Genomic DNA, 17,389 nt, shown 5'->3' with positions numbered 1-17,389 from the left:
CCGTCTCTCCTCTCCCGGACGGGCGGCCGCCGTTCGCGTTCACGGCGGCCCGCCCCGCCACCGCCGTCCGCGTTCGCGACAGGCGGCCCGGACGGTTCGCGCGGGCACCTTCCGCGGGGGCGGCGGCCGTTCGCGCCGACAGGCTCGATCTCGCCGTCCGGGCGCATTCTGTGGGACGGGCCACACCGACCCGGACGTCGGGGATCACGCGGGCGCGATAGCCTGACCGCTGAAGTCTCTTGATACCAAGAGATCGATCATCTGTACGTCCGCACCGGGGCAGTGCCGCCCCACCCCCAGCTTCATACGGAGAACGCCATGACCCGCACTCCCGTGAACGTCACCGTCACCGGCGCGGCCGGCCAGATCGGTTACGCCCTGCTCTTCCGCATCGCCTCCGGCCAGCTGCTCGGCGCGGACGTGCCGGTCAAGCTGCGCCTGCTGGAGATCACCCCGGCGCTCAAGGCCGCCGAGGGCACGGCCATGGAGCTCGACGACTGCGCGTTCCCGCTGCTCCAGGGGATCGACATCTCCGACGACCCGAACGTCGCCTTCGACGGCGCCAACGTAGCCCTCCTCGTCGGCGCCCGCCCCCGCACCAAGGGCATGGAGCGCGGCGACCTGCTCTCCGCCAACGGCGGCATCTTCAAGCCGCAGGGCAAGGCCATCAACGACAACGCCGCGGACGACATCAAGGTCCTGGTCGTCGGCAACCCGGCCAACACCAACGCGCTCATCGCGCAGGCCGCCGCCCCGGACGTCCCGGCGGAGCGCTTCACCGCGATGACCCGTCTGGACCACAACCGCGCGCTGACCCAGCTGGCGAAGAAGACCGGCACCACGGTCGCCGACATCAAGCGTCTGACGATCTGGGGCAACCACTCCGCCACCCAGTACCCGGACATCTTCCACGCCACGGTCGCCGGCAAGAACGCCGCGGAGGTCGTCAACGACGAGAAGTGGCTGGCCGAGGACTTCATCCCGACCGTCGCCAAGCGCGGTGCGGCGATCATCGAGGCCCGTGGCGCCTCCTCCGCGGCCTCCGCGGCCAACGCCGCGATCGACCACGTCCACACCTGGGTCAACGGCACGGCCGAGGGTGACTGGACCTCCATGGGTATCCCGTCGGACGGCTCCTACGGTGTCCCGGAGGGTCTGATCTCCTCCTTCCCCGTCACCTGCAAGGACGGCAAGTACGAGATCGTGCAGGGGCTGGACGTCAACGAGTTCTCCCGGGCGCGGATCGACGCGTCCGTTCAGGAGCTTGCGGAGGAGCGCGAGGCGGTGCGGGCGCTCGGGCTCATCTGAGTCGTTTCGCCCCGGCGTTGAGGGGCGTGGGGGCTGTGCGGCCGGCCGCGCGTAACCTGCGGTTGGCGTCAACTGGGCCTCGGGGTGGAGCGGTTGCCCGTGGCCCGGGTTGCGCAGTTCCCCGCGCCCCTGAAAGATCGCGCAGTTCCCCGCGCCCCTAAGAGGTGCGCGGGTCCTCGCGGCCGTCAAAGATCGCGCAGTTCCCCGCGCCCCCAAGAAGATCGCGCAGTTCCCCGCGCCCCTGAAGGGTGTGCGGGGCCTCGCGTTCCCAGGTCTCGTGCTTCCCGAGAGGGGGTGTCGGGGGGTGGGTGAGGTCGGGGTGGGGGTGCGGTATAGTTGATCACACACCGGCCGACGGAACTTCCGGAAGTCGACTGTGCGTTGGTGGTCCAAGGAAAGACGCCCCGCTTCCTGCGGGGAAATGCAGGTGCAAGGCCTGCCCGGCGCTCTATATCGCAAGGCCCCTTCCGCTCGCCGCGGGAGGGGCCTTGCGGCGTTACCGGACCCTCCGAGGGGACAGCAGGCCGATTCCGGCCCGGTCCGTCGCCTCCGGTGCCGCGTTGAGGCGGTGCACCAGCACCCACCGGCCGTCGTCCATGGCACCCGCGAAGACCGAGGCGTGCCGGGTCGCCCCGTTGTGCCAGCGCAGCGCACCCGCCGTCTGCCAGGACACGGCGGGCTCGCCCAGCCGGCGTTCCACCAGCAGGCCCACCACGAGCTCGGCCGCGGCCCGCGGGGTCGCCCACAGACCGCCCGCCGGGAGGATCGCCCCGTCCATCGTCCAGGCCCTGCGCTCCCCGCCGAACAGCCCCGGCGCGGCCAGCCGCTGCCCGGGACCCGGGCGCGCGGTCACCTCGCCCACACCCAGCGGCTCCAGCACGTGGGTGGCGAGCAGCTGCTCGTAGCCGGTGCCGGCGGCTGCGGTCAGGGCCGCGCCGAGCACGGCGTAGCCGAGGTTGGAGTACTCCTCCCGCTCGTCCGGCGCGGCCGTCGTCAGGGTGTCCAGGCTGCCCAGCACCCGCTCCAACTCGGCCGCGTCGAAGCCCGCGTAGGGGTCCCGGCGCTCGAGGCGGGGCGGCAGCCGGGGCAGACCGGAGGTGTGCCGGGCCAGGTGCAGCAGGGTGATCCCGGTGCCGGGCGGCACCGGCAGCCAGCGGTCGACGGGGTCGTCCGGGCCGAGCAGCCCGGCCGCGGCCATCCGGGCCAGCGCGGTGCCGGTGAGCACCTTGGTCAGAGAGCCGATCTCGACGTACCGGTCCAGGGCGTGTCCGCCGGTCGTCCGCGCGGGGGCGGAGTCGCTCAGGACGCAGGTGGGGGTGCGGCGCACCAGGGGGTCCTTTCAGCTGTCCCGGCCGACGGGGCGCCGGGCAGGGTCATATGTCTTCCGTCCAGCGGTGCAGCAGGGCCTCGCGCTCCGCCGGGCGCGGCGGGCGGGAGGCGCTGGTGGTGGTCAGCCAGTGCATCAGGACCGCCGGGGACGAGCGTCCCTCGGCGAACCGGTCCAGGAGCCGCTGGGAGAGCTCCGCCTCGCGGACCGTGTACGCCGACGCGGCCGCGGAGTGCACCGGCACGGTGAGCCGGGTGCCGTCCCCGGCCGCGATCCTGACGGTCATCTCGGTGGGGCTCCGCGGCCCGACGACGGCCTCCAGGACCCGGGCGAGGGACAGCCGGGCGGAGGTTCGCGCCGGTACATCCTCCACCCGTACGGACCGCACGTCCTGCCAGGACAGAAAGCCGGCCTGCGAGCCGAGCGCGGTCAGGCCCGCGGCCGTCAGGGCGACCGAGGAGACGCCGGAGCCGGGCGGGGAGCCCAGGTGGACGGTATCCGGGGTGATCCAGAACAGCCCGGCCATGGCCCCGCCGTACTTCTCCGCGAGGCGACCGGGCCGCCGCCGGTCAGGTGGTGTCACGTGTCCCCCGTGGGCCGTTCCGAATGCGAAGTCGTCAGCCCGCATTCTCCGTCAGGGGCACGGACACGGCGTCGTCTTTCGGCCGTTCCCGGCGGCCGAGCGGCGTTGCGGCGAGGGGAGTTCGGCGCCCGTGCGGCGAGGGGGGTTCGGGTGCACCGGGAGGGCTGCCGCCCGGTCAGATGCTCTGGAGCTCCTCCTGGAGCCTGCTCACGTCGACGCTCTCGCCGGGAGGCGGTGTCCGGGTGGGGACCGGCTTGTCGTAGTCCCTGAAGGTGACGGACATGTTCGTGCCGTCGCCGCGCTGGGTGATCAGGATCGCGCGGTGCGGGGAGTCGGCGGTGACGTACATCGTCACGGTGGTGCCGTTCTCCTTGCCGGTCAGCGGGAAGACCTCGGTGCCGTCGCGTTCGGTCTTCTCGCCCTTCGCCAGGGTGGGCGCATGGCCGTTGCCCGCGCCGATGTCCTTCTGGAAGGTCTTCAGGTCGCAGGTGTCGGCCATGCCCTTGAGCAGGGCGTCGTCGGTGGAGCCGTGGATCCAGCGGTTCTCGAACAGCTCGGCCACCGCCTCGCCCTGGCTGCCGGGCACCTGGGTCTTCCAGAAGTCGGTGTCCGGCTGCATCCACACCTCGTCGCCCTGTTTGACGATCTCCACGGTGCCGCCGTCCCGGCCCATCTCCATCTCGCCCGCACAGTTGCCGTCGCGGTCCAGGGCGAGATCCATCGAGGTCGGCTGGGTGCTGCTGACCTCCACGCCCTTGCTCCGGTCCGTCAGCCTCAGATGGACGGACTCGGCGTCCAGAAGGTTGTCCCGCGCCTGGTCGGCCAGTTCGCGGGCGGAGAGGTCGTCGCCGTCGGACGCCGTGGCGACCGGGGCGAGGGCGGGCGCGAGGAGCAGGGCCGCACTCGCCGCCAGGCAGGTCGTCAGCCTTCGTGCGGCCATGGCGTCACCTCCGGTGCGCATGTTCCCTCAGCGTACGTTTCGCGTCATTTGTCTGCATGTCTTGCAGCAAGATGGCTGCTTTGCCTGAGTTTTGCCGGAATCCTCAGTGACGCCGAGCACTTTCGACCGTGAATTCCGCATGCCCGCGCATCGGAGGGGCAGGCGAACCCGGTCCCCGACAGTGACACGGAAGTGACACAGGGGCACGGAACAGGAACGGAAGGCAGAACCAGGCAATGGCGGACACAGCGGAACACCGGACCCGGCAGACCGTCCACGTGGCAGGACAGTGGCGCGACGCGGCCTCGGGCGCCACGCGCGAGATCCTCGACCCGGCGGACGGCCTGCCCTTCGCGGTCGTCGCGGAGGGCGACGAGAAGGACGCGGACCTGGCCGTCGAGGCCGCCCGCCGCGCCTTCGACGGCGGGCAGGGGCCCTGGCCGCGCACACCCGCCGCGGAGCGCGCCGCCCTGCTGCGCCGCGTCGCCGCCCTGCTCGTGCGCGACCGCGAGCGCCTCGGTCTGCTGGAGAGCCGCGACGCGGGCAAGACCGTCGAGGAGGGCCGCGTCGACATCGACTGCGTCGCCGACGCCTTCCGCTACTTCGCCGACCTGGTCGCCGCCGAGGCCCCGGGCCGGGTCGTGGACGCGGGCACCCCCGAGGTGCACAGCGTCGTCGTACACGAGCCCGTCGGCGTCTGCGCGCTGATCACGCCCTGGAACTACCCCCTGCTCCAGGCCAGTTGGAAGATCGCCCCGGCCCTGGCCGCCGGGAACACCTTCGTCGTCAAGCCGAGCGAGATCACGCCGCTGACGACGATCGCCCTGATCGACCTGCTCGTCGAGGCCGGACTGCCCGACGGCGTGGCCAACCTCGTGACGGGACCCGGCGGTTCGGCCGGCGCCCGGCTCGCCGAGCACCCCGACGTCGACCTGGTCTCCTTCACCGGCGGCCTCGCCAGCGGGGTCAAGGTCGCCCAGGCCGCGGCGGTCTCGGTGAAGAAGGTCGCCCTCGAACTCGGCGGCAAGAACCCCAATGTCGTCTTCGCCGACGCGTGTGCGAGCGAAGAGGGCTTCGACACCGCCGTCGACCAGGCCCTCAACGCCGCCTTCATCCACAGCGGCCAGGTCTGCTCGGCCGGCTCCCGCCTCATCGTCGAGGAGTCCGTCCGCGAACGTTTCGTCGCCGAACTCGCCCTGCGCGCCTCCCGGATCCGCCTGGGCCGCGGCACCGAGGACGGCGTCGAGTGCGGCCCGCTCGTCTCCGAGCAGCATCGCGCCAAGGTCGAGGCCCACGTCGCCTCCGCGCTGGCGGAGGGTGCCGTACTGCGCACCGGCGGCAAGCGCCCCGAGGGGCCCGGCTGGTTCTACGAGCCGACCGTGCTCGACGCCTGCCACCGCGGGATGAAGGCCGTCCGCGAGGAGATCTTCGGCCCGGTGCTCACCGTCGAGACGTTCCGCACGGAGGACGAGGCGGTGTTCCTCGCCAACGACACCGAGTACGGCCTGGCGGGCGCGGTGTGGACCGCCGACGCGGGTCGCGCCCGGCGGGTCGCGGACCGGATGCGGCACGGCACCGTCTGGATCAACGACTTCCACCCCTACCTGCCGCAGGCGGAGTGGGGCGGCTTCGGCCGCAGCGGAGTGGGCCGGGAACTGGGCCCGTCCGGGCTCGCCGAGTACCGGGAGGCCAAGCACGTCTACCAGAACCTGGCGCCCCGTCCGGTCCGCTGGTTCGGAGGCTGACCCGCCGCCCCGGTCCCTCAAGACCCCCGAGTTCCCAGGCCCCCACGCCTCCAGGAGTACCCCGCATGACCCATGACACGAACACCCCCCACGACCCCCACACGTACGACTACGTCGTCGTCGGCGGCGGCACCGCCGGCTCCGTCATCGCCTCGCGGCTCACGGAGAACCCGGACGTCACGGTCGCCGTCATCGAGGGCGGCCCCAGCGACGTCGGCCGCGACGACGTGCTGACGCTGCGCCGCTGGATGGGCCTGCTCGGCGGAGAGCTCGACTACGACTACCCGACCACCGAGCAGCCCCGCGGCAACTCCCACATCCGGCACAGCCGCGCCCGTGTGCTGGGCGGCTGCTCCAGCCACAACACCCTGATCGCCTTCAAGCCGCTGCCGTCCGACTGGGACGAGTGGGAGGCGGCCGGCGCCAAGGGCTGGGGCGCGGTGCAGATGGAGGCGTACTACGCCCGGCTGCTCAACAACATCGTCCCCGTCGACGAGAAGGACCGGAACGCCATCGCCCGCGACTTCGTGGACGCGGCACGGGCGGCGCTGGACGTCCCGCGCGTCGAGGGCTTCAACACCAGACCCTTCACCGAAGGCGCCGGCTTCTTCGACCTCGCCTACCACCCCGAGAACAACAAGCGCTCCTCGGCGTCGGTGGCGTATCTGCACCCGGTGATGGACCGGCGGCCCAACCTGACGATCCTGCTGGAGACCTGGGCGCACCGCCTGGAGCTCGACGGCACCCGGGCCGAGGGCGTCCACGTGCGCACCGAGGACGGCGAGGAGATCCTCGTCAGGGCCCGGCGCGAGGTCGTGCTCTGCGCGGGCGCGGTCGACTCGCCGCGGCTGCTGCTGCACTCGGGCATCGGCCCGCGCGCGGACCTGGAGGCGCTCGGCATACCGGTGGCGCTGGATCTGCCGGGCGTCGGCGAGAACCTGCTGGACCACCCCGAGTCGGTGATCGTGTGGGAGACCCACGGCCCCATCCCGGAGAACTCCGCGATGGACTCCGACGCGGGCCTGTTCGTCCGCCGTGACCCTGAACACCAGGGCCCTGACCTGATGTTCCACTTCTACCAGATCCCGTTCACGGACAATCCGGAGCGACTGGGCTACGAGCGGCCGGAGTTCGGCGTCTCCATGACCCCGAACATCCCCAAGCCGAAGTCCCGCGGGCGGCTGTATCTCACCAGCGCCGACCCGTCGGTCAAGCCCGCGCTGGACTTCCGCTACTTCACCGACGAGGACGACTACGACGGCCGCACTCTGGTCGACGGCATCCGCATCGCCCGCGAGATCGCCAAGGCCGAGCCGCTGGCCGGCTGGCTCAAGCGCGAGGTGTGCCCCGGCCCGGAGGTCACCGGCGACGAGGAGCTGAGCGAGTACGCCCGCAAGGCCGCCCACACCGTCTACCACCCCGCGGGCACCTGCCGGATGGGCGCGGGCGACGACGAACTGGCCGTCGTCGACCCGGAGCTGAGGATCCGCGGCCTGGACGGCATCCGGATCGCCGACGCCTCCGTGTTCCCGACCATGACCGCCGTCAACCCGATGATCGGGGTGCTCATGGTCGGTGAGAAGGCCGTCGAGCTGATCGGAGGTGGTGCGTGATGAGTACCCCCGTCTTCTCCGTCCAGGGCCTGTGGAAGGTGTTCGGCCCCAAGGCCGACCGCGTCCCCGCCGACCCCGCGCTGGCGGCGCTGGAACCGGCCGAGCTGCGCGCCCGCACCGGCTGCACGGCCGCCGTCCGCGATGTGTCCTTCGACGTCCGCAAGGGCGAGGTCTTCGTCGTGATGGGCCTGTCCGGCTCCGGCAAGTCCACCCTGGTGCGCTGTCTGACCCGGCTGATCGAGCCGACGGCCGGCTCCCTCGCCATCGACGGCGAGGACGTCCGCGCCATGGACACCGCCCGGCTGCGCGAACTGCGCCGCCACCGCGCCGCGATGGTCTTCCAGCACTTCGGCCTGCTGCCGCACCGCACGGTCCTCGACAACGTGGCCTACGGTCTGGAGATCCAGGGCGTCGGCAAGGCCGAGCGCCGCGCCAAGGCCGCCGAGGTCGTGCAGAAAGTAGGCCTCGAAGGCCTGGAGCAGCGCCGGCCGAGCCAGCTGTCGGGCGGCCAGCAGCAGCGCGTCGGCCTCGCCCGGGCGCTGGCGGTGGACCCCGAGGTGCTGCTGTTCGACGAGCCGTTCTCCGCACTGGACCCGCTGATCAGACGGGACATGCAGGAGGAGGTCGTGCGCCTGCACCGTGAGGAGGGCCGCACGATGGTCTTCATCACCCATGACCTCGGCGAGGCCCTCAAGCTCGGCGACCGCATCGCCCTCATGCGCGACGGCCAGGTCGTCCAGCTCGGCACCCCCGAGGAGATCGTCGGCTCCCCGGCCGACGACTATGTCCGCGACTTCGTCCGTGACGTGCCCCGCGAGCAGGTCATCACCGTCCGTACGGCCATGCGCCCGGCGACGCCCGAGGAGTCCGTCTCCGGCCCGGCCGTGGCGCCGACGGCGACGGTCGCCGAGGCGATCGAGGCCGTGGCCCGCACCGGGGAGCCCGCCCGGGTGATGGAGTCGGGACGCTGCCTCGGCGTCGTGGACCACGCCCGGCTGCTGGGCGTCGTCGCGGGCGCCCAGCCGCGTGAGGAGGTGGCGTGATGGCCACCCTCACCGCTCCCGCCCCCCACACCCTGCCCGGCTTCCTCAAACGCCCGGCCGCGCGCAAGCTGCTGCTGCTGGCGCTCGCCGCCGCCGTCCTCGTACCCCTGGCCCAGGCCCGCTGGGCGGGCGGCGCCTGGCCCGACGCGCTCACCGTCGACCTCGACAAGCCCCTCACCGACGCCGGTGCGTGGATCATCGACAACCGCGACACCCACCCGGTGTTCCTCTACGGCCTCGGCCACGTCAGCAACGGCGTCGTCCTAGCCGTACGCGCCGTCTACCTCACACTGCTCGCCGTGGGCTGGGCCGGTGTGACCGCGATCGGCGCGGCCGTCGCCTGGCGCGTGGCGGGGGCACGGCTCGCCGCGGGCACCGCGGCGGCCTTCCTGACCTGCGGCGCCCTCGGCATGTGGGTGCCGACGATGCAGACGCTGGCGCTGATGGTGGTGGCGGTCGCCGCCTCCGTCGCCGTCGGCGCGCTCCTCGGGCTCGCGGGCGGGCTGTCCGCGCGGACGCACCGCGCGCTGCGGCCCGTGCTCGACACCATGCAGGTGCTGCCGGCCTTCGCCTACCTGCTGCCCGTCGTCCTGGTCTTCGGCATCGGCGTCCCCGCGGCCGTGCTCGCCACGGTCGTCTACGCCGCCCCGCCCATGGCCCGCCTCACCGCGCTGGGCCTGCGCGGCGCCGACCCGGGCGTGCTGGAGGCCGTCGACTCGCTGGGCGCCACCGCCCGGCAGCGGCTGCTGACCGCCCGTCTGCCGCTGGCCCGCAAGGAACTCCTCCTCGGCCTCAACCAGACGATCATGATGGCCCTGTCCATGGCGGTCATCGCGTCGGTGATCGGCGCCGGCGGCCTCGGCGACCGCGTCTACCAGGCGCTGGCCTCCGTCGACGTGGGCGCGGCCCTTGCGGCCGGCATCCCGATCGTGCTGCTCGCGGTCGTGCTGGACCGTGTCACCGCCGCCGCCGGCCGCAGCGGCCAGGTCCCGGCACCGGCGCGCTCGGCATGGCCGTACGCCCTGGGCGCCGCGGCCGCGATCGCCCTCGCCGGGTGGCTGACGAGCCGTCTGGAGTGGCCCGAGGCCTGGGTGCTGGACATCGCCGCGCCCGTGAACCGCGTGGTCGGCTGGATGACCGCGCACCTGTACTCGGGCGTGCCCGTGGTCGGCGGCACCGCCGACTGGGCCGGTCACTTCACCACCTGGGTGCTCGACCCGCTGCGCGACGGCCTGCTGTGGCTGCCCTGGTGGTCCGTGCTGCTCGCCGTCGCCGCCCTGGCCTGGCTGATCGGCACCTGGCGCACCGCGCTGACCGCGGTCGCCGCGATGGCCGCGATCGGTGCGCTCGGCGTGTGGGAGCCCGCGCTGGACACGCTGTCCCAGGTGCTGGCCGCCGTCGCCGTCACCCTGGTCCTGGGCGTCGCCACCGCCGTCGCCGCGGCCCGCAGCGAGCGCTTCGAGAAGCTGCTGCGGCCCGTCCTCGACGTCTTCCAGACGATGCCGCAGTTCGTCTACCTGATCCCGGTGGTCGCGCTGTTCGGCGTCGGCCGCGCTCCGGCCGTCGCCGCCGCCGTCGTCTACGCGCTGCCCGCCGTCGTGCGGATCACCGCCCAGGGCCTGCGCCAGGTCGACCCGGCCGCGCTGGAGTCCTCCCGCTCGCTCGGCGCGACTGCCTGGCAGCAACTGCGCCAGGTCCAGCTGCCGCTGGCCCGCCCCGCGCTGCTGCTGGCGGTGAACCAGGGCGTGGTCCTGGTCCTCGCCGTCGTCATCATCGGCGGCCTGGTCGGCGGTGGCGCGCTCGGCTACGAGGTCGTCCTCGGCCTCGCCCAGGGCGATCTGGCCACCGGTCTGGTGGCGGGCGCCGCCATCGTCTGCCTGGGCCTGATGCTGGACCGCGTGACCCAGCCCACCGAACGGCGCGCGACGAAGGGAGCCTGAGATGCGTACCCGTACCACCGCCCTGGCCGCCGCCGGCGCGCTGCTGCTGCTCACCGGCTGCGGCGCGGCCGACATGACCCGGCAGGCCTCGCCCTTCGCGAACGCCCAGGGCGCCCGGACCGTGACCCTGTCCGTGCAGTCCTGGGTGGGCGCCCAGGCCAACGTGGCCGTCGCCAGGTACCTGCTGGAGCACGAGCTCGGCTACCGCGTCGACACCGTCCAGATCGACGAGGTGCCCGCCTGGGACGCGCTGAGCCAGGGCCGCGTCGACGCCCTGCTGGAGGACTGGGGCCACCCCGACGAGGAACAGCGCTACGTCGAGGACAAGAAGACCATCGCCCGCGGCGGCGACCTCGGCGTCACCGGACACATCGGCTGGTTCGTGCCGACGTACTTCGCGAAGAAGCACCCGGACGTCACCGACTGGAAGAACCTGGACAAGTACGCCGATCAGATGCGCACCCCGGAGAGCGGCGGCAAGGGCCAGCTGATGGACGGCTCCCCGTCCTACATCACCAACGACAAGGCGCTGGTGAAGAACCTCGACCTGGACTACCAGGTCGTGTTCGCCGGGTCCGAGGCCGCGCAGATCACCCAGATCCAGCAGTTCGCCAAGGCCCGGAAGCCGTTCCTGACCTACTGGTACGCGCCGCAGTGGCTGTTCAAGAAGGTCCCCATGACCGAGGTGAAGCTGCCCGCGTACAAGGAGGGCTGCGACGCCGACCCGGAGAAGGTCGCCTGCGCCTATCCGCACACCCCGCTGCAGAAGTACCTCAACGCGGACTTCGCCCGGTCCGGCGGCGAGGCGGCCGCGTTCCTCAAGAAGTTCACGTGGACCACCGAGGACCAGAACGAGGTCTCCCTGATGATCGCCGACCAGAAGCTCAGCCCCGAGGACGCGGCGCAGAAGTGGGTGGAGGGCCACGAGTCCACCTGGCGCGCCTGGCTGTCCTGACGCCGTCCCCCGAGCGGGCCCGGCGCGCGGTGGTCCTGACACCGCCCCACGAGCGGGCCCGGCGTACGCGGTGGTCCTGACGCCCCCGCGCACGCAGGCCCGGCGTACGGGCCGGCCCGGCCGTCGGCCGAAGGCCGGCCCGTACACGGCCGGCCCCGCCTTCACCTCAGCCGTTCGGCGATCTCGCGCAGCGCGCGGTTCGCCCGGCGCTGGAGGCCGGGGCCGAACGTGATCCGGGTGGCCCCTCGCTCACCGAGCTCGGCGAGCGAGGGGCCCTCGTGGCCCTCGCCTTCGCCGTCCCCGCCGTCCCCCAGCGGCGCGAGGACGTTGACCGGCCCCTGGATCCCGGACCGCAGCAGCGGCAGCAGAGCGTGCGGGGCGCCGATCGGGTAGACGCAGTCGGCGCCCGCCGCCACGTACAGCGCGGCCCGCTCGATGGCCCGGTCCGGATCGGTGACCCCGCGCAGGAAGGTGTCGATGCGCGCGTTCACGAACAGCTGGTCCGCCGCGGCCGACCGCACCTCGGCCAGCCAGTCGGCGTGCCGCCCCGGATCCTTGAGAACGCCGTGGGCCGAGTCCTCCAGATTGCAGCCCACGGCCCCGGCCTCGAGCAGCCGCTCCACCAGCTCCTTCGGGGCGAGTCCGTACCCGCCCTCGACGTCCGCCGAGACCGGCACGTCCACGGCCCGGGTGATCCGCGCGACCGCCGCGAACATCTCGTCGGCCGGGGTCCGCCCGTCCTCGTACCCCAGCGAGGCGGCGATGGCGGCGCTCGGCGTGGCCAGCGCCGGGAACCCCGCCTCGACCAGGACCCGGGCACCGGCCGCGTCCCAGGGGCCGGGCAGGACCAGGGGGTCGGCGGGGGAGGGGCGCCGGTGCAGGGCGCGCAGGACCGCCGCCCCGCCGCCGCTCACCGGGCCGGACCGCCCGTCGCTCACGTGTGCGCCCCCGGCCGGTAGTGCCCGGGCGCCATCCGGCAGGTCACACCGAACCGGTTCCACGCGTTGATGACCGTGATCACCGCGATCACCTGGGCCAGCTCCGCCTCCTCGAACCGCTTGGCGGCCCGCTCGTAGACCTCGTCCGGCACGAAACCGTCGGTCAGCACGGTCACCGCCTCGGTCAGCTCCAGGGCCGCCAGTTCCCGCTCCGTGTAGAAGTGCTCCGACTCCCGCCACGCGCCGAGCTGCACGATCCGCTCCACGCTCTCCCCCGCGGCGAGCGCGTCCTTGCTGTGCATGTCCAGGCAGAAGGCGCAGTTGTTGAGCTGCGAGGCACGGATCTTGACCAGCTCCACCAGCCGCGGGTCCAGGCCCTTCTTCGCGGCCGTCTCCAGCCGGACCATCGCCCTGTACACATCGGGCGCGAGCTCGGCCCAGGCCAGGCGGGCGGGGCGTTCGGGGGCGTACTCGACCGTCTCTTCCGTAGTCATGTCTACGACCCTAGGAACCCGAAGGCCCACGGGTATGGTCCATTGTCATGGCGAAACCGTGGGCCACTTTCGGCATCGACCTGCATCTGGAACCCGCCGGGCCGGGGCTGCGCCGCGGTCTGACCGACGCCCTGCGCGAGGCCGTGCGCACCGGCCGGCTCGCCCCCGGCACCCGGCTGCCGTCCTCCCGCGTGCTCGCCGCCGACCTGGGCATCGCCCGCAACACCGTCGCCGACGCCTACGCCGACCTCGTCGCCGAGGGCTGGCTCACCGGGCGGCAGGGCTCGGGCACCAGGGTCGCCGAACGCACCGCGCCCGCCGCGCCCGAGACGCTCCCGCCCCCGCACCGCCGCCCGGCCGCCGGCCCCGCCCACTCGCTGATCCCCGGCACCCCCGACCTCTCCTCCTTCCCGCGCGCCCAGTGGCTCACGGCCGCCCGCCGCGCCCTGGCCGCCGCCCCGCACGACGCCCTCGGCTACGGCGACCCGCGCGGCCGCGTCGAACTGCGCACCGCCCTCGCCGGATACCTCTCCCGCGCCCGCGGGGTGCGCGCCGACCCCGACCGGATCGTCGTCTGCGCGGGCTTCGCGGACGGACTGCGGATGCTCGCCCAGGCCCTGCGCCGACGCGGCCTCGACACCCTCGCCGTGGAGTCCTACGGCCTCGACATGCACTGGGGCCTGGTGGAACGCGAGGGCCTGCGCACCGCGCCGCTGCCGCTCGACGACCACGGCACCGTCACCGAGGGCCTGGCCGCCGAGGGCGCGGTGCTGCTCACCCCCGCCCACCAGTTCCCCATGGGTCTCGCACTGCGCTCCGACCGCCGCGCCGCCCTCGTCGACTGGGCCCGCCGCACCGGCGGAGTGATCCTGGAGGACGACTACGACGGCGAGTTCCGCTACGACCGCCGCCAGCCCGTCGGCGCCCTCCAGGTCCTGGACCCCGACCGCGTCGCCTATCTCGGCACCGCCAGCAAGTCCCTCGCCCCCGGTCTGCGTCTGGGCTGGCTGGTGCTGCCGCGCCCGCTGGTGGAGGAGGTCACGGCGCTGGGCGGGGCCCGCTCGGCCAGCGTGGTCGAGCAGCTCACCCTCGCCGAGTTCATCGCCTCCGGCGCCTACGACCGCCATCTGCGCGCCGCCCGGCTGCGCTACCGGCGCCGCCGTGACGCCCTGGTCGCCGCCCTCGCCGAACGCGCCCCGCAGGTCACGGTCACCGGCATCGCGGCCGGACTCCACGCCGTCCTGCGGCTGCCGCCGGGCACCGAGCGGTCCGTCCTGCGCGCCGCCGCCTGGCACGGTCTCGCCGTGCACGGGCTGTCCTTCCACCGCCACCCGGCCGCCGCAGGCGAAGCCCCCGACGCCCTGGTCATCGGCTACGGAACCCCGCCCGACCATGCCTGGGCGGGGACCCTCGACGCGCTGTGCGCGGCCCTCCACTAGGGTGTGCGGGCACACGCACGAACTCTCGGGGGAGACAACCGACATGGCAGAAGCACGGCGACGGCTGCGCTCCGGCACGGTCGTCCTCGGCGGCATGGGCGTCGTCGCGGCGGCCCTCACGTCCTGCGGCTCCGACCCGGACCGCCGCTGCGTCGACCGCGACAGCTACGACTACCTCAACGGCTACAAGGTCGTCGCCGACAGCAACTGCAAGTCCGGCTCGTCGTCCTCCTCCTCGTACGGAAAGAGCGGCAAGAACCGCAAGTCCGGCACCCGGGACGCCGCCTGGTACTACGACGCCGACATCGACCGCGGCTACGCCGACTACGGCACCTTCAGCCGCAGCGAGGCCGTCGACCGGGGCGGCTTCGGCTGCTCGGGCGGCAGCGGCGGCGGCTGACCCGGCCCGCACGGACACCGCCATGGAACGCCGCACGATCGCGCCCCGCCCCGGCTGGCAGCAGACCGTCGAGGAGCAGGGCCTGATCTACCCGCTCACCCGCCACCCCGACGGCTCCCTGCGCCCCTACTGGGACGAGAGCGCCTACTACGTCTTCTCCCTGGAGGAGGTCGAGGCGCTGGAGGAGGTCGTCGAGGAGCTCCACGAGATGTGCCTCGCCGCGGCCGCCCACATCGTGCGCACCGACCGCCTGGCCGACCTCGGCATCACCGACCCGCGCCTCGCCCGCGCGGTCACCGAGGCCTGGCACCGCCGCGACGAACTCCCCTCCGTCTACGGCCGCTTCGACCTCCGCTACGACGGCACCGGCCCCGCCAAGATGCTGGAGTACAACGCCGACACCCCCACGTCCCTGGTGGAGGCCGCCAGCCCGCAGTGGTTCTGGATGGAGGAACGTTTCCCCGGCGCCGACCAGTGGAACTCCCTCCACGAACGCCTCGTCGCCGCCTGGCGGCGCCAGGCCTCCCTGCTCCCGCCCGGCAGCCCCCTGTACTTCGCCCACTCCAGCGCCGACGAACTCGGCGAGGACCTGATGACGGTCGCCTACCTCCGCGAGACCGCCGAACAGGCCGGGCTCGGCACCGAGTGGATCTCCATGGAGGACATCGGCTGGGACCGCCTCTCCCGCCGGTTCGTCGACAAGCGCCTGAAGTTCATCCGCAGCGTCTTCAAGCTCTACCCCTGGGAGTGGCTCACCACCGACCGCTTCGCCGGCCACGTCCTGGACAGCCTCGACAACGGCGGCGGCACCGGCACCACCCTGTGGATCGAACCGGCCTGGAAGATGCTTCTCAGCAACAAGGCCCTGCTCGCCGTCCTCTGGGAGCTCTACCCCGGCCACCCCAACCTCCTGGCCGCCCACCTCGACGGCCCCCGTGAGCCGGCCGCCACGACCGGCTATGTCGCCAAGCCGCTGCTCGGCCGCGAGGGCGCGGGCGTCACCGTGCACCCGCCGGGCACCGCCCCCGTCCCCCGCGACGAGCCCTGCTGCTACCAGGAGCTGGCCCCCCTCCCCGCCTTCGACGGCAACCACGTCGTCCTCGGCGCGTGGGTCGTCGACGGCGAGTCCGCCGGCCTCGGCATCCGCGAGTCCTCCGGCCTGGTCACCGACGAGTACGCCCGCTTCCTGCCGCATGTGATCCTCTGAAGCGGGGTCGCGGCCGGCGGCACGGGCTTCGGCGAGGGCCGGGCGCTACGCGCTCAGCACCTCCCGCAGCTGGGCCAGCCCCCAGTCCAGGTCCTCCTCGGAGATCACCAGCGGCGGCGCGATCCGGATCGTGTGCCCATGGGTGTCCTTCACCAGCACCCTGCGCTCCAGCAGCCGCTCCGAGACCTCCCGCCCCGTCCCGTACGCCGGGGCGATGTCGACCCCCGCCCACAGACCGCGCCCCCGCACCGCCGTGACCCGCCCGCCGCCGGACAGCGCCGACAGCTCCCCGTGCAGCCGCTCGCCGAGCAGGGCCGACCGCTCCTGGTACTCGCCCGTCCGCAGCATCGCGAGCACCTCCAGCGCCACCGCGCACGCCAGCGGGTTCCCGCCGAACGTCGACCCGTGCTCCCCGGGCCGGAACACCCCGAGCACCTCCTCGCTCGACACCACCGCCGACACCGGCACGATCCCGCCGCCCAGCGCCTTGCCCAGCACATACATGTCCGGCACGACCCCCTCGTGCTCGCACGCGAAGGTCCGCCCCGTGCGCCCGAGCCCGGACTGGATCTCGTCCGCCACGAACAGCACGTTCCGCTCCCGGGTCAGCCTGCGGACCTCCGGCAGATAGCCGGCCGGCGGCACGATCACCCCCGACTCGCCCTGGATCGGCTCCAGCAGCACCGCCACCGTGTTCTCCGTCAGCGCCGACCGCATCGCCGTCAGATCCCCGTACGGCACGATCTCGAAGCCCGGCGTGTACGGCCCGAAGTCCGCCCGCGCCTCGGGGTCCGTCGAGAAGCTGATCACCGTCGTCGTGCGGCCGTGGAAGTTGCCGCCCGCGACGACGACCTTCGCCATCTCCGCGGGCACGCCCTTGACCCGGTACCCCCACTTCCGGGCGGTCTTCACCGCCGTCTCCACCGCCTCCACGCCGGTGTTCATCGGCAGCACCGTCTCCATGCCGCACAGGTCCGCGAGCTCCGTGCAGAAGGCGGCGAAGCGGTCGTGGTAGAAGGCCCGCGAGGTCAGCGTCACCCGGTCCAGCTGCGCCTTCGCCGCCTCGACCAGCCGCCGGTTGCCGTGCCCGAAGTTGAGCGCCGAGTAGCCGGCCAGCAGATCCAGGTACCGCCTCCCCTCCACATCCGTCATCCACGCCCCGTCGGCCGTGGCCACCACCACCGGCAAGGGGTGGTAGTTGTGCGCGCTGTGCGCCTCTGCGGCGGCGATGAGGGCGTCGGTGGCGGTCATGGCGTCTCCCGGAGGTGTGGCAGACAAATGAGGGCAGACCTACCTTCTATCGTCGCCCGCATGGTGGACGCGGGAGCCGCGCGCGAGGAACCGCCCGGTAGGCTGGCCGAGGGCCGTGACTGGCGCGCTGGGATGGGACCGACCATCGGGGAGCGGCTCGTGTGAGATCAGTGCCGTGCGCCTGGGCCAGCCGTGAACCGTGACCA

Annotated in this window: 15 protein-coding genes and 1 riboswitch; of the genes, 9 read left to right on the top strand and 6 right to left on the bottom strand. The window is 73.1% G+C overall.

Annotated elements, in window-relative coordinates; translation table 11 throughout:
• Positions 1 to 318 precede the first annotated feature (318 nt).
• Entirely contained in the window at positions 319 to 1,308 is a 990-nt protein-coding gene (locus tag ACZ6SQ_RS16290; protein ID WP_469561917.1) for a malate dehydrogenase, read from the top strand.
• 496 nt (positions 1,309 to 1,804) lie between these two features.
• Here ACZ6SQ_RS16290 and ACZ6SQ_RS16285 read toward each other — a convergent pair whose 3' ends face one another.
• The 3 genes from ACZ6SQ_RS16285 to ACZ6SQ_RS16275 all read right to left on the bottom strand — a co-directional run bounded on the left by ACZ6SQ_RS16285 (position 1,805) and on the right by ACZ6SQ_RS16275 (position 4,179).
• Positions 1,805 to 2,635 carry a serine hydrolase domain-containing protein gene (locus tag ACZ6SQ_RS16285; RefSeq protein ID WP_469561914.1) on the bottom strand — a complete coding sequence of 277 codons (831 nt, stop codon included), beginning with the start codon at positions 2,633 to 2,635 and terminating at the stop codon, positions 1,805 to 1,807.
• Between the two features lie 46 nt (positions 2,636 to 2,681).
• A complete protein-coding gene (locus tag ACZ6SQ_RS16280) occupies positions 2,682 to 3,218 on the bottom strand; it encodes a hypothetical protein (RefSeq protein WP_469561911.1) in 537 nt (178 codons plus the stop codon).
• Positions 3,219 to 3,393: 175 nt separating this feature from the next.
• Positions 3,394 to 4,179 (bottom strand): LolA-like protein, encoded by a 786-nt coding sequence (locus ACZ6SQ_RS16275; RefSeq protein ID WP_469561908.1) that lies wholly within the window; start codon positions 4,177 to 4,179, stop codon positions 3,394 to 3,396.
• Between the two features lie 215 nt (positions 4,180 to 4,394).
• On the opposite strand from ACZ6SQ_RS16275, the gene ACZ6SQ_RS16270 reads away from it, so the two are divergent.
• The 5 genes from ACZ6SQ_RS16270 (at position 4,395) to ACZ6SQ_RS16250 (ending at position 11,454) form a co-directional block, all read left to right on the top strand.
• A complete protein-coding gene (locus ACZ6SQ_RS16270; RefSeq protein ID WP_469561905.1) occupies positions 4,395 to 5,903 on the top strand; it encodes an aldehyde dehydrogenase family protein in 1,509 nt (502 codons plus the stop codon).
• A gap of 65 nt (positions 5,904 to 5,968) precedes the next feature.
• On the top strand, positions 5,969 to 7,516 hold the full coding sequence (locus ACZ6SQ_RS16265; protein ID WP_469561902.1) for a GMC family oxidoreductase: 1,548 nt from the start codon (positions 5,969 to 5,971) through the stop codon (positions 7,514 to 7,516).
• Positions 7,516 to 8,559, top strand: coding sequence for a quaternary amine ABC transporter ATP-binding protein (locus ACZ6SQ_RS16260; protein ID WP_469561899.1), 1,044 nt, complete (start codon positions 7,516 to 7,518; stop codon positions 8,557 to 8,559). The genes ACZ6SQ_RS16265 and ACZ6SQ_RS16260 overlap by 1 nt, the downstream gene beginning before the upstream one ends.
• Complete coding sequence (locus ACZ6SQ_RS16255; protein ID WP_469561895.1) at positions 8,559 to 10,499, top strand: ABC transporter permease subunit; 1,941 nt, start codon at positions 8,559 to 8,561, stop codon at positions 10,497 to 10,499. The genes ACZ6SQ_RS16260 and ACZ6SQ_RS16255 overlap by 1 nt, the downstream gene beginning before the upstream one ends.
• Position 10,500: 1 nt before the next feature.
• Complete coding sequence (locus ACZ6SQ_RS16250; RefSeq protein ID WP_469561893.1) at positions 10,501 to 11,454, top strand: ABC transporter substrate-binding protein; 954 nt, start codon at positions 10,501 to 10,503, stop codon at positions 11,452 to 11,454.
• A 161-nt stretch (positions 11,455 to 11,615) separates the two neighbouring features.
• On the opposite strand, the gene ACZ6SQ_RS16245 is transcribed toward ACZ6SQ_RS16250, so the two are convergent.
• Together ACZ6SQ_RS16245 and ACZ6SQ_RS16240 are read right to left on the bottom strand one after the other, a co-directional pair.
• Positions 11,616 to 12,392: an isocitrate lyase/PEP mutase family protein gene (locus ACZ6SQ_RS16245; RefSeq protein ID WP_469561890.1), complete on the bottom strand. Its 777-nt coding sequence runs from the start codon at positions 12,390 to 12,392 to the stop codon at positions 11,616 to 11,618.
• Positions 12,389 to 12,886, bottom strand: coding sequence for a carboxymuconolactone decarboxylase family protein (locus ACZ6SQ_RS16240; RefSeq protein ID WP_469561888.1), 498 nt, complete (start codon positions 12,884 to 12,886; stop codon positions 12,389 to 12,391). The genes ACZ6SQ_RS16245 and ACZ6SQ_RS16240 overlap by 4 nt, the downstream gene beginning before the upstream one ends.
• Positions 12,887 to 12,933: 47 nt before the next feature.
• Here ACZ6SQ_RS16240 and pdxR point away from each other — a divergent pair, with 47 nt between their 5' ends.
• From pdxR to ACZ6SQ_RS16225, 3 genes are read left to right on the top strand one after another with little or no spacing between them, the layout of a single operon-like run.
• Positions 12,934 to 14,325, top strand: coding sequence for a MocR-like pyridoxine biosynthesis transcription factor PdxR (gene pdxR / locus ACZ6SQ_RS16235; RefSeq protein ID WP_469561886.1), 1,392 nt, complete (start codon positions 12,934 to 12,936; stop codon positions 14,323 to 14,325).
• 43 nt (positions 14,326 to 14,368) lie between these two features.
• Entirely contained in the window at positions 14,369 to 14,725 is a 357-nt protein-coding gene (locus ACZ6SQ_RS16230; protein WP_469561883.1) for a hypothetical protein, read from the top strand.
• A gap of 22 nt (positions 14,726 to 14,747) precedes the next feature.
• A complete protein-coding gene (locus tag ACZ6SQ_RS16225; RefSeq protein WP_469561880.1) occupies positions 14,748 to 15,932 on the top strand; it encodes a glutathionylspermidine synthase family protein in 1,185 nt (394 codons plus the stop codon).
• 45 nt (positions 15,933 to 15,977) lie between these two features.
• Here ACZ6SQ_RS16225 and rocD read toward each other — a convergent pair whose 3' ends face one another.
• Entirely contained in the window at positions 15,978 to 17,183 is a 1,206-nt protein-coding gene (gene rocD / locus ACZ6SQ_RS16220; RefSeq protein ID WP_469561877.1) for an ornithine--oxo-acid transaminase, read from the bottom strand.
• Positions 17,184 to 17,288: 105 nt separating this feature from the next.
• A riboswitch (ZMP/ZTP riboswitch) is annotated at positions 17,289 to 17,377 on the top strand.
• Positions 17,378 to 17,389: the final 12 nt, after the last annotated feature.

The organism is Streptomyces sp. NPDC048600 (assembly GCF_055587025.1).
Note: the sequence above shows the minus strand (reverse complement) of the source record. Positions and strands in the feature narration are given on the sequence as shown.